This is a genomic window from Brevibacillus sp. HB1.4B (assembly GCF_013284285.1).
Classification (GTDB): domain Bacteria; phylum Bacillota; class Bacilli; order Brevibacillales; family Brevibacillaceae; genus Brevibacillus; species Brevibacillus porteri.
On the sequence record NZ_JABSUT010000009.1, the window covers coordinates 1 to 13,007 of the forward strand.

A 13,007-nucleotide genomic window follows, 5' to 3' on the forward strand; every position below is an offset into this window, starting at 1 on the left:
CTTAACGACAGCGCCAGTCTACAACTTTATTTTTACGGAACATATACGACGAGGCTGCTGTGTACCGATAAAAATGGAGGCGAGCACCAGGATCATCCCCACTCCATGCATCCAAGTAAATGCTTCGTTCAAGAAAAAGACAGCCACGAGAGCAGCACTTATCGGCATCATTCCAGTGAACAAGCCAGCTTTGGAGGCCTCCACCTTCTCCACTCCTTTGTACCAGAGAAAGAAGGATAAGACGCTAGCCGTAATCGCATAGTACACAAGAAGCCACCATACATTTGCAGGTACAGCACTCCAATCAAACCGCAAGCTTTCCCAAATCGCAAACGGAAGAAACAAGACAAAGCTGATGACATTAATTGCAGCCGTCATTTGGAAAGGCGTAATTTTCCCAGAAAGTCTTTTGGCGAAAATCGTAAAAAGCGCTTCGCTGACGACTGCAAAAAATACGAACAAATTGCCAAGCATGCTTACCCAGTTTTGCTCCACTCCGCTTCCTGTGAACGTAATGAAGCCGATGCCGCCCACTGAGAGACCGATCGCAACTAAGCTGTTGACGTGTAATTTTTCCTTGAGAATCCAGAACGAAAACAAAGCGATGCAGGCAGGTACCGTACTCGTAATGATACCGGCCGCAGTAGCCGTCGTCCACTGAACGCCGTACAGCATGCAAATACTAAACAGAAACACGCCGAAAAACGACTGCCAGAATAGCACCTTGCCTTCCTCACGGCTCCAAGACGTTTTCCATTCCCCACGCATAGCCAGCAGCGGCAATAGGATGATGATCGCGAGCAAAAAGCGCAGCTCCGAAAACAAAAACACAGGAACATGGGAAACAATTTCTTTACCGATGGAGATGTTGCTTCCGACCAAGGCCATAGCCAAGGCTAACTGAATGTAAGCTAACAGCATGACGACTCGCTTCTCCCTTCAACCTCCTACAATTCTCTACATATGGCCAAACTGCTTGCGATTAACCCGCGTTTTGCCATTCTTTTTGAGATGACGGGATCTTTTTTGTCTTTTTCTCTGCTGCCCCCACCAGCCAGGAACCAAACGGCAGTTTTCCCAGCCCATATGATATGGCAAAAGAAAGAATGGAGCACAAGGCGAATGCTACCATACTTCCCCACACGCCCGTGTGAAAAAGCTGAAGCTCGCGCAAAATCTTCATCAAGTACGTCAAGATCAGCGCATGAATCAAATAAGCTCCGTACGAATATTTCCCAAGGAGCCCTAGCCAATGTGTCCATTTGGACTGCTTTTTGCTCATCCATAGGCAGAGAGCGTACACAGCCAATAAACAAGCCATCGTATAGAGGAACATGGACGGTTTCAAGGATGTCGCTACGTTTAAATTGATCTGGCCTTGCCCTGAATCACGGAAAAGTTCATAGCCAATGACTGCGTACAGGACACCAACTGAAACAATGATCCATTGCCAGTATCTTTTCAGGAGTGCACGAAATGCAGGCAGCGTGACAGCGACCAAGCCACCGAACAAAAAGTAATAGAAATAATAGAACGCATTTCGATCGCGGTATTTGATGAAATATGTATCAAGCCAATTCATATCGAATCGGAAACCGTGCGCGGGGATGTACCGCGCTGAAAACCACATGAGGCCCCCATAAACCAATCCGGAGACACCAAGAGCGACAACGAGACGAAAGCGGCTTGTCACGAATCTGCGGAAAAGTTCAAATACTCTTTGCCAAAACGGATACAAAAGATAGAACTGAAAAATCATCACGACGAACCACAGATGATACGAGGATGTCCCTGTCAGGAAATTTTTGCATACATTCCAAAAAAAACCTGCTCCCTCCCCCAAGGGCTTCTCCATCAAGTAAAGATAAACCACCGACCATATTCCATACGGAACCAAAATCTCCGTTACCCGTTTACGTGTAAAGGAAATATAGTTCACTTTTTCGGAGTAGTTGTAAAACAAAACAAGACCCGTGATGAAAATGAATGCAGGTACCGCGAATTTTAGCAAATGAAACAACATTCCGTAGACGATCGACACCTGCTCTGTCAGTCCCGGCTCACGGATATACACGCCTATGACATGCTGATAAACCACAGCCAAGAATGCAAAGGCCCGGATTAGATCCAACTCACCAATTCGTTCTTTTCGAGCCATAACCAAATACCAGATCCTTCCTGTTTTTCGAAAAAAAGTGCTATCTCTCATCTTACCGACCAAAAGTCAGTCTGGCAAGCCTCAAATCCAAAAGACTGATACCCTTTTGTACTGGTATCAGTCACTACTATCCACCTTGATCCGAAGACAGATCCGCTAGACTTCGAATCGGCCAAATAAGACTTTGTACTCCACGTGAATACAGGGCTAGATGCGGAGAATCCGTGAGTGGGATTGACAGGTTTTCGGTCATCGAGTTTTCACGAATATGAAAGGCTGTCTCCTGTAGTTGCCACGGCTCGTGCACCACATCCGCATACATCATTTGCTTCGTTCTGTTACACCTGCAAAAGAGCGTGTATCGCTCCGTCAACCAATGCATCAGCGTTCCCTCTTTGACGAAAAATCTGTCAGCGAGAGGCTGGTAGCTACCTTCGAACCAGGGTGACTGAGGTAGACCAGATAGCCGTCGAGAGGTAAAATCGATCCGATTCCCTTGGCGATGAAAAGTCATTTGGGCCCGATAATAAGGCAGTCGGTACCAAAATTTCGCAATCTGGATTACGAGGGGATTCGACGTATCCAGCGAAAGAAAATACACGCCTGTCTTCCCTTTCGCCTTCACATACGTCCGCACGTTGATTTCAGGGAAAGTCGTCGTGAATGGTACGGATGGCATCCGATGCAAACGCACGCCACTCAGCAAAAACGGGATAATACTGATCCATGCCTTGCCATCATATGTATCGAGCTCAAGTCCTGCTGGAATGAGCGCTTTGATAGACGCTGGTGAAATCGCCCAATGTAAAAAAAGAAGATGCTCCCACGTCTGTGTCATGGTCCATCCGTTGTACTGTGCGGCCGACTTGATTTGGATGATCCTCTGTTCGATACGAATCCCTCCCATTCGTACGTCGATCAAGCATTTTAACTGGAAGAGGATGAATGATAGGCAAGGGGTACTTTCGTCACTTTGCTCGTCATCTCATCGAGTGAGACGAGATCCGCAGCCGTAACTTCACGAAGAGACGTTTTCCCCAGCGCGAGGATGGCAATTTCCATTTCATCCACAAACGAAAGAAAAAAGTTAGCCAAGTATTTCGTGGCTGAATCGGGGTCAAATTTGTTTTTCAAGCTCCCAGGATAGGTGGTCAGCTCTGTCGGTGGTTCCCACGGTATTGCTTTTGTCACCTGATCATGAGTCATCGCCCACAAAACAGCCGTCCCCATAAATATGCCGTCTGCTCCCAAAGCAATTGCTTTCAGGCACTCACCCGGGGTATTATATCCGCCCCCAGACAATAAGGTAATTCGTTCTTTCACACCTTTCTTCTTCAAATAGCGCACGGCCCGGGTCAGCGCATAAATCGTTGGCAAACCGAAATCATCCTCCAGGATGGGAGGTCCTCCTTTTGTCCCCGCTTGTCCGCCATCAATACTGATAAAATCTACACCGGCTTGGATTACAATCTCCAGGTCTTTTTCAAGAATCGCACTGGCACAGATTTTGACACCAATCGGAACGCCGTCTGTTATTGTGCGCAACTTGTCTACGAGCTTCTTGAGATCCTCCGGCTTCGATACTTCCGGATGCCGCGAAGGAATGATAATCATCTCTTCATCCTGAACCCCCATGATTTCAGCAGCTCTTCCCTGGATATATTCAGCGGGGATAAAGCTCGCGGCAGCTGCAGTCGCCCCCTGCCCAAAATGGATTTCGATGGCGTCAGCCTGTCGCAAAATTTCCGGCTCCTTTGCCCACTTTCCCGAGTTGTATTGGAGAATCAGGTGTTTGGCGAATTTCCTTTCTTCCGGCAATAACGGGCCTTCACCCGTATTCGTCAAAGTCCCCACTGCGGCCGTTCCTTTTGCAATCGCGATTTTCACATCGGCACTTACACCGATACCGTACCCCATTGCCCCTACCATGAGCGGAATGTCCAAGGTTAACGGCTTTTTTGCCATGGGGCCAATCGTGATTTGCATGTCCACTTCTGTATCCTCACTCGAAGGCAGCTTGGCCAGCTGTGCAGGAGAAAATATCAAGCTATCGAAGTTCAAGAACTTGCGCGGACTTCCGAAAGGACGTTCGATGGCTTGTCCAGTAGCTGCTCGCAAGCTGTTCTCCAGGACGTAGCGTGGACTGACTTTGGTCATGGCGGAGACCATCTCAAAAATATTTTCCGGATAGCGGTCTGACATAAGGCGCTTCATGAACTTGGCGAGCAGCCACTGGGTAAGAGGTCGAAAAAGACAGATCAAAAGCAGTCCCACCACGAGGAGTGCAGCTATCGATCCTACAAAGGAGCCGATCAAAAATGAAATCCAATTGCCAGCCATCCTCTTTCTCCTTCCTACTGTCAGAGCGCTGCTGCTGTTACTAGGTATGTGAGATAGGAAAATTTTGCCCCAATCATGCCACTTTTATCCTACGCTCTCCCCTGGCCATTAAAGCTAGAAAAAACGCCCAGATTAACTGGACGTTTTCGAGCGAAGCCTTTTCCATAAATAAAAATAACAGGACGTCAGCACAAGCACGACAGCCATTGTCATGATAGTGTCAAATCGCATGAGATCCTCCTTATCGTTTCATTGGTACAAATTTGCCGTATGTCAAACAGCGCCACAGCCATTCTGCAGGACCAAACTGATAGTTGGCGAGCCACCAGCGACTAACGAAGATTTGCGCAGTGAAGATCACCAAGCTATACACCAATCCGAGAGCCAACCCAGGTGTTCCGTACAAATGTCCAACACGCACAACCAATACAGCGATGATGCTTTGGCTCAAGTAGTTGCTTAACGCCATTCTGCCTACCGGTTCCAAATACTTCAGCATGCGCTTGACTCTCTCTTTCCGATACAGAAGCAGAAGTGAAGTAATGTAAAAAGCGCTCAGGGAAAGACCGCTCCAGGTAACAAATGTCTGAACGGCAATCGAGATCGAGGCTGGAAATGTAACAATGCCGAATTGAATAAGCGGAATCATCGGTACAAGCACAGCACTCAAGCCCAGCGCAATCCACCATACGCGACGAATGGCCGGAATAAACTCTTCCGTCCTCTCAAATACTCCCCGCTTGGCTGCCAGAAATCCGAATAAAAAGAGCGGCAGAACAGATAGGATAACAATAAACTCAAGGGAGAAAACGACCGGAATTTCGTAAGCAACCCGGAATTGCAACCACTCGATGATCGAGCCATTGGTATAAGCATCGATTGCTTTTTGTATGAGCAGTGATTGATCTGGCATAGGAACGAGGTCTTCAGGAACGGTCAGCATAAGAGCGTACATGGCCTGCACACCGATCAAAAGCGTCCACGCCCACCTTTTGATCGTCTTTTCTTGCCTGTGGTAAAACAGCAACAGAAGAAAACCAGCTAGGGCATACGTATGAAGAATGTCTCCATACCAGAGGAAAACAAGATGTGCCATCCCCACAATCAAGAGCACCAATAATCTGCGAGCAAACAGTCCCTGATAAGGCAGCTGTTTGCTCTCGGCACGATGCATAAACAGAAAAAAGCCTACGCCAAACAAAAACGAGAAGATAGTGTAAAACTTCGTCTGTACAAACATGTTAAACAAGAGCCGTATCCAACCATCCATTTCTGAATGGGTATTGACCATCCCTGCATCTGGTAAGAACATGATGGGATACAAAAATGACGGCATATTCACCAGCAAGATCCCCAAGAGGGCAAAGCCTCTAATCCCGTCTAGCTGCCGAATTCGCTCACCTTCCGCAACAGGTGCTACTTTCACGTAAATGAACCTCCCCAACTGCCCCTTAGGCTTTAACACATTTAATACGAATGAACCTCGAAAAAAGTAACAAATGCTTCTACCACAACAAGAGAGCTTCGCGAAAACGAAGCCCTCTCTTACGTGCTGCCTTATTTTGATGGGGAAGTCTTTGTTCCTGTTCCTGTGCGGTTTGTTCTATTCTGAAAATCGAGCAGAATACCGACAAAACCAGCAAATATTGCGGGCATGATCCAACCGGCCCCTTCCTTATAAAAAGGAAGAACACCCAAGATATCGTTCCAGCTCTGATTAAAAAACGTAAGATTCATCAAATCCACGACACCAAAAACCGTCACAACTGCGACAGTCGTCATATACACAGACGAATGAGCAGGTATCCAGCGCTCTAGCAACGCCAACAAAATGAGCACGATCGCAATTGGGTAAATTGCGCCCAAAATCGGGACAGATACGCTTAAAATCTCCGATAATCCCAAGTTTGCGACTCCCATGCTCAGGACACAGAGAATCACTGCCCATCCTCTGTAGGACAAACCTTTGAATCGTCCATGAAAGTATTGGCTGCAAGAAGTTACGAGTCCAATCGATACACAAAGGCAAGCGACGGTAAAAATGACACCAAGAATCAGCGTACCGCTTGTCCCAAATAGCTGCCTCATGATAGCTGTTAGGAGCAGCCCGCCATTCTCCGGCCTACCTAAAGAGGCTCCAGATGAACCGAGCAATCCCAAAATGACATAGATGAATGTCAGCAACATACCTGCTCCGAGACCTGCTTTGATCATATTCGCAGACAATTGCTTTTTGTCTTCGATTCCCTTGCTTCGCAGCGTATTGGCAATCACGATACCAAATACGAGTGCAGCCAAAGCGTCCATTGTTAAATACCCGTCCAGAAAACCTTGCACAACTGGATTGGAGGCATATTTTCCTGCTGGTACCCCCGTTTGGCCCAGTGGTGTGAATAAGCTCTTGATGTAGATCAAGGCAATCATGGTCAACAATGCAGGAGTCAGTATTTTCCCAAAGCGATCAATCAATTTGGAAGGAGTCAGACTAAACCAAAAGACAATGCCAAAAAATACGATCGTATAGAAGAAAAGACTCCAGGTGGAATCAGCGGCTTGTGCCGGCAAAAACGGCGCCATTCCCATCTCGTACGCGAGACTGCCTGCACGTGGGATAGCAAGTGCGGGTCCAATCGACACATAAATCAAAATAGGAAAAATAAGAGCAAAGCTTGGATGAACACGACTCGCTAATTGGTAAAAGCTCCCTGCTTTTGCGATGGCAATCACCCCAAGGATAGGAAGACCGACAGCCGATAATACAAAGCCTGCAATCGACAGCCAAACATAGGAACCAGCCTCTTGACCCAGATAGGGTGGAAAAATAAGGTTCCCTGCACCAAAGAACATCGAAAACAGCATAAAACTGACCAGCAACATTTCTTTCTTAGACAAGGTTATCATCGACGTGTATATTACCTCCCATCGTATTGAGAGGCATTCTATCAACTTTTGCGTTCCTTCGCTAGTAGCAAAGCCATAGTTGTAATTGCAAGATCATTATCATTTTTCCTACAATAATTGAAAGTAGAAAAACAAAGGAAACCACCTGCCATTTCTTACCGTTTGAACATCGACAAGTGGTTTTCCTCTTATCGTTTTCTCATGGAGACAATTCGTTTGTAAAAGGACTGATCCTCTAGCTTTTGAAAGAGAGAAAGAGCGGGTCGGAAGTTGGCTTCAATAATCCACGGTTTGCCATCCACATCAATCCCTAAGTCTAAACCGATCTCCCGGAGTGTCGGATAGGCTCTTCCCAATCGATTAGCTACCGCCGTAGCTACCGTGCGGATGTCACTCAAGAGATGCGGACCTGCTTCTATATTCGACAGCTTGATTGCCGTGCCGATGGGTAAAACTTTTCCACGACTGCGAGCTACATTTGTCACAACATAGCCCGGACCTGCAAGCTTTGCACACCACCCTGTTATGACCCAAGGCTCCTTGTAGCTCCTACGCTGGATCATGACACGCACATCAAAAGGTTTGCCGTTGATTCTACCAAGCGGGATAAGTGGCTGGAGCAGGTATGTTTTTGGCCGAAACAACGATTCCACGTATCGTCTCGTGGCTTCTTTCCCATCCACGAGACGACGGCGACTTCCACTATGAACCAAATACTGCTCTTCTCCTCGCGCCGTTACTTGAATAATTCCTGCCCCACCGCCGCCTCCTGAAGGCTTCAGCATCACGTGTGTAAACGCTTCTGCATACTCCCATAGCTCTTCAGGAGAGTACACGCGGGTTTTGGGCAAATACTCCTGCAAAAGTTCGTCTTGGACCATGTGCTTATGCTTGCCCCATTTTCCTACGTTTGGCGGTTTAATGGCAGTGTCTCTCCATTCTTTATTAGATGATGCTCCTCTATTTTCGTGATACGATTCTGTTCGTCCACAAACACGACCTTGGGGACAAGCTGTTCGATCTCGGATTCATCGTACATGCCCATACTCAAAATGATGACTAGATCTCCTGGCGAAAATAGGTGGGCAGGTGGTCCGTTCAAACAGATGACTCCGCTACCCGATGCCCCGGGTAACGCGTATGTTTTCCAGCGCGTGGCATTACGCAAACTGGTTATTTGCACGATTTCATATGGCTTGATATCTGCCGCATCCATAAGAGCAACGTCAATTGTGATACTCCCCACGTAATCCAGTTCGGCCTGTGTAACTGTCGCCCTGTGAATTTTGCCTTTGCACATGTGTCGTTGCATTGGCGGTTCACTCCTTTCCAAACCGATGACATTAGTCTATGTGCAATGTATTGTCCATGAAACCTACCACGATAGGAAATCTGGTTAAGGGACATGATACGCAGCCTGCAAATCGACGCCATAGGTGCGGCATAATTGGCTTAGTTCTTTCGTCAGATTCGGATCGAAAGGAATACCGTTTTCCATACGTTCTTGCTTTTTTCGGCTCTCGATCTCCCCAGGAATGAAAATTTCGGATACCCCTTTCTTCGTAGGTACGCTTTTCACCTCACGAATGTATGCATCCATACTGGCGCAAAAATCGGGCAGTGGCATAAATCGTTCAATATCCACCGTCAAGAATAGATGTCCAACGTTTTGTGGATCGTTCCAATTGTCATACAGGCTTTTTACATGTGGTCCCGTTGCTGCACCCGTTAGCAGCCCACACAAGATATCAATGAACATTGCCAATCCATAGCCCTTTGCTCCCCCGATCGGCAAAAGTGAGCCAAGCAAGGCTTGTGTGGGATCAGTCGTTTCCTTCCCATCGGGATCGATGGCCCAATCGGCAGGAATCGTTTCCCCTTTTTTTACGGCTAAGGCGATTTTTCCCCTGGCAGCGACACTCGTAGCCATATCTAACAAAAAGGATGGCTCTTCCCCTGCCGGTATTCCCACCGCAATTGGGTTTGTTCCGAAAAAAGGGCGTATCCCTCCTGTAGGTGCCATTGCTTCGGGGGCATTGGAAAGGACAAGAAGAATCCTTCCTTCTGCGATCGAGCGTTCTGCATAGTACGAACAGGAGCCAAAGTGGTTGGAATGACGAACACCAACAACCCCGATTCCCATCTGCTGTGACAACTTGATCGATTCCTCCAAAGCCGCCACCCCGACTACCGCACCCAACTGGTTTTTGCCGTCTACCAGTGCTGTTGCCCCCTCCTGTTTCCATACCACTGGTTCATCGTTCAATTCAATCAAGCCTGTTTCGATTCGTTGGATATAAATCGGCAGCCTCGCCAGACCATGGGACTCGATGCCGCGCAAATCAGCATGGACGAGAGATTCTGCGACAAGCCTTGCATGCTCGCGTCTGGCACCTGCCTGTACAAACACTTCTGTTACGACTTGCTCCAAACGCTTCCAATGAAAGAGTGCAGGGTGCATCTTCTCTTTTTCCCCTCCTTCACCGCTGTTCTGTACTTCGCCTGCTTCCTAATCTGAATATAGATATGTCACCCACTGATTGACCGCTACAGGCATTGACCCAGTTCAATCGACGGTCAACGCAAAAAAGGAGCTCCCGATAGTGGGGCTCCTTTTTACTTGACTCCTATTCATAGCTGGCCAGTATCGTGATGATCTGGTCCTGCATCTTGGTAAACAGCTCTTCATCTTTGACATAGCCATTAAACATAATCGAAACGACGAGCTTCTCCCCGCCTTTGGTCGTGATATAGCCCGACAGTGTATTCACACCCGTCATCGAACCTGTTTTCGCATGAAGATTATTAGCGGCAGGTGTGTCCTTCAAGCGGTTTTTCAGCGTACCATCAATGGCCGCTATGGGTAAAGATTCATCATAAGGAGCAAATGTCGATTCCTTCGTCATTCCCTCTAGTACGGATGCGATGTGCCGAGCAGAAATAAGATTGTAGCGCGTCAATCCTGATCCATCCATCATGTCGAAGCTGGTATTCCCGCCGAGCGAAGATACGAATTCCATAACGATCTCTGCCCCAGCCGCTGCGCTCCCTTCCCCTTTCTTTGCAGCTCCGATTGTCTTGAGGAGCATTTCGGCGTAGTAATTGTCACTTCGCTTGTTGAGGTACTGAACGATTTCCTTCAGCGTCAGTGACTCAAATTGTGTCCATTTCACTGCTGCTGGAGGAACTGGCTGGATCAGCACTTCGCTTTTCGGAGCAAACGTAATTCCTTGCTGCTCCAACGTTTCCTTCAGTACGGTCCCCACGTACTTGGCTGGCTCTTCCACAGGCACACGCTCGTAATCGCCTTCGTGATCAAGTGGGAGGTTCCCTGACAGTCTGATGGTATTTGTGCCACGGTCCCGCAGGATAGCAAACGTATTTTCTTCTCCTTTTTGTACGGTCTTGGCTTCATTGATCACTTGCACGTATGCTGTTTTGGGAAGCACGTTGATTTCTACTGGTTCGCCAGCATCGTTAGCGGGCTTGAATTCGATCATAACCGTCCCACGGTTCAATGCTAGAGCCCCAATGGTCGGGTTGTAATAATAGCTCTCGTCATCCCATGCCCAGCCGAGGCCAAGCCGTTGTTGGTCAAAGTAGCTTTCATCCATCACGAGATTCCCATTGATACGTGTGATTCCTTGTTGCTTGATCCACCCTGCTATTTTTTCAATCGACACACCTTCCTGTACCTGAAGCGCATTCTCTGTGTGCAAAGCAGGGTCACCGTATCCTTTCACATATAGATTGCTTTTTTGTACGCCTGGTGAGGTGATTGGTGCGTCTCCATACAGCTCCGTTTTGAATACGTAATCCGAACCAAGCTGATTCAGCGCTGTGGCAGTTGTCAACAACTTCAGATTCGAAGCAGGGGTAAGCAGTGTGTCCGCATCCCGCTCGTATAAGACGGAATCACCTGTTGAATCCAATGATTTGATCATGATGCCTGCCGTAACACCTGCTGCTTCCGGCGTATCGAGGATGGGATCGATCAAAGAAGAGAGTGGGTACGTCTTTTTCTCTGGAGGGCTGAACCCTTCCGGTGCTGCAATATCCGGGTAGGTTGTTAACAAAATCCCGATTTGATCCTGTAGCTCCCTCGCATACTTCGATTTATAGATGCCGTTGATCAGAATCGAAAAGGCCAGCTTATGACCATTTTTTGCCGTTACATAACCAGACATTGTGTTAACTCCGCTTAATGAACCTGTCTTAGCAGCTAGATTCTTTTCCGCACTGGTTCCTTTCATGCGGTTTTTCAAGGTGCCGTCCACCCCTGCGATTGGGAGTGATTTTTCCAGCTCCGTTCGATATTCTTGCTCTTGCAAAAAGATGAGGGCTTCGATCATCTGTTCTGGAGTGATCATATTAAATCTCGATAACCCCGAGCCATCTACTTGGCGGAAGCCCGACTCAATGCCAGCGCGCTCCATCACGTCCGCTACCGCTTCACTGCCTGCATCAAAGCTCCCCTCACTTTTCTGGGTAACCCCCAGCGTCTTTACAAGCATCTCCGCATAGAAGTTGTCACTATCCTTGTTGAGCTCCACCGTGATCTCACTCAACGGTTTGGATAAGTGGGTATAGAGCGGCACTCCGCTTTGCAGCACTGTTTTTTTCACTTCGATCTTCGAATGTAAGGCAATCCCTTGTTTCAGCAACTGATCCTTCCATAGATCGCCCACATAAAAAGCCGGGTCTTCCATCGTGACATCTTCTTCATAAGGAGCTGCTTGCATCCCGATTGTACCGGATACGATAACTTCATTTTTTCCGCGCGGACGCTCGACGAGCACGTTGCTCTCCTTGCCCTCTGTCGTTTTTAACTGGTTTGTGACTGTTATGTATGTGGTAGCCGGATTCATGGTCAGGACAGGGGCATCGTTCACCGTTTTACCGGGGGTTGCGGTTAGCGTCGTAAAGTTTTTATTTACGGCTAATCCACTTACCTGAGCGCTGTACCCATACGGTTCATCATCCCACATCCAGCTCGTACCCAATCTGGTCTCATCGAAATAGCTGTCATCGAGAAGCAGGTTTCCATTGATTCGTTTGATCCCTAAATCCTTGATGGCTTTTGCCATTTGCTGCAAATCGTCTGGCTTCAGGCTAGGGTCCCCATAGCCTTTTAAAATCAAATCCCCTTGCAACACGCCACCGTTATTTATCTTTCCGGAAACAAACACTTCAGTCTTCCACTGATAATTCGGCCCCAGCTTATCCAGACCCGCAATGGTCGTAAACAGCTTCATGTTGGAAGCCGGGATAAAATTACGTTCGGCATTGTGCTTATATACGTACTTTTTGTCGGTTAGATCGTAAACCGCGATTCCAGCGTACATGCCCTTGCTATTCTCGTCATTTTTCAAATCGGCGATGAATTTTTCTATGCTGAGTGCCAGAGGACTAGTGGAAGTGACCTCTTCCCTGGCTAGTGCAGGCAAAGCTGCTACCTGCAACAAGAGAGCCAACACGAAAAACCACGTACCAACACGTCGAAAAGCAAACAAATGATTCATGATAACCTCCTTGTCATAGTCTGGGCGATTTCAACCAACAAATCACAGTACGCCATCATGATAGCACGTATTCTATTTATTCGGAA

Annotated in this window: 10 protein-coding genes; all 10 read right to left on the minus strand. The window is 47.7% G+C overall.

Annotated elements, in window-relative coordinates; all coding sequences use genetic code 11:
* Positions 1–18: 18 nt before the first annotated feature.
* The gene (locus tag HP398_RS20720) at positions 19–921 is read right to left on the minus strand and encodes a DMT family transporter (protein ID WP_173623526.1); all 903 of its coding nucleotides are present in this window, start codon (positions 919–921) and stop codon (positions 19–21) included.
* A gap of 61 nt (positions 922–982) precedes the next feature.
* The gene (locus HP398_RS20725) at positions 983–2,158 is read right to left on the minus strand and encodes an acyltransferase (protein ID WP_026043117.1); all 1,176 of its coding nucleotides are present in this window, start codon (positions 2,156–2,158) and stop codon (positions 983–985) included.
* A gap of 127 nt (positions 2,159–2,285) precedes the next feature.
* A complete protein-coding gene (locus tag HP398_RS20730; protein WP_254476257.1) occupies positions 2,286–3,065 on the minus strand; it encodes a YqjF family protein in 780 nt (259 codons plus the stop codon).
* A gap of 20 nt (positions 3,066–3,085) precedes the next feature.
* Positions 3,086–4,498 carry an FMN-binding glutamate synthase family protein gene (locus tag HP398_RS20735; RefSeq protein ID WP_106833166.1) on the minus strand — a complete coding sequence of 471 codons (1,413 nt, stop codon included), beginning with the start codon at positions 4,496–4,498 and terminating at the stop codon, positions 3,086–3,088.
* 241 nt (positions 4,499–4,739) lie between these two features.
* The gene (locus HP398_RS20740; RefSeq protein WP_173623527.1) at positions 4,740–5,924 is read right to left on the minus strand and encodes a DUF418 domain-containing protein; all 1,185 of its coding nucleotides are present in this window, start codon (positions 5,922–5,924) and stop codon (positions 4,740–4,742) included.
* A gap of 131 nt (positions 5,925–6,055) precedes the next feature.
* Entirely contained in the window at positions 6,056–7,399 is a 1,344-nt protein-coding gene (gene brnQ / locus HP398_RS20745; RefSeq protein WP_017248950.1) for a branched-chain amino acid transport system II carrier protein, read from the minus strand.
* Positions 7,400–7,587: 188 nt separating this feature from the next.
* On the minus strand, positions 7,588–8,280 hold the full coding sequence (locus HP398_RS20750) for a YheC/YheD family protein (protein ID WP_017248951.1): 693 nt from the start codon (positions 8,278–8,280) through the stop codon (positions 7,588–7,590).
* A 23-nt stretch (positions 8,281–8,303) separates the two neighbouring features.
* On the minus strand, positions 8,304–8,711 hold the full coding sequence (gene panD / locus HP398_RS20755) for an aspartate 1-decarboxylase (protein WP_017248952.1): 408 nt from the start codon (positions 8,709–8,711) through the stop codon (positions 8,304–8,306).
* Between the two features lie 84 nt (positions 8,712–8,795).
* A complete protein-coding gene (locus HP398_RS20760) occupies positions 8,796–9,860 on the minus strand; it encodes an Ldh family oxidoreductase (protein WP_106833169.1) in 1,065 nt (354 codons plus the stop codon).
* Between the two features lie 166 nt (positions 9,861–10,026).
* Positions 10,027–12,921, minus strand: coding sequence for a D-alanyl-D-alanine carboxypeptidase/D-alanyl-D-alanine endopeptidase (gene dacB, locus HP398_RS20765; protein WP_173623528.1), 2,895 nt, complete (start codon positions 12,919–12,921; stop codon positions 10,027–10,029).
* Between the last annotated feature and the right edge of the window lie 86 nt (positions 12,922–13,007).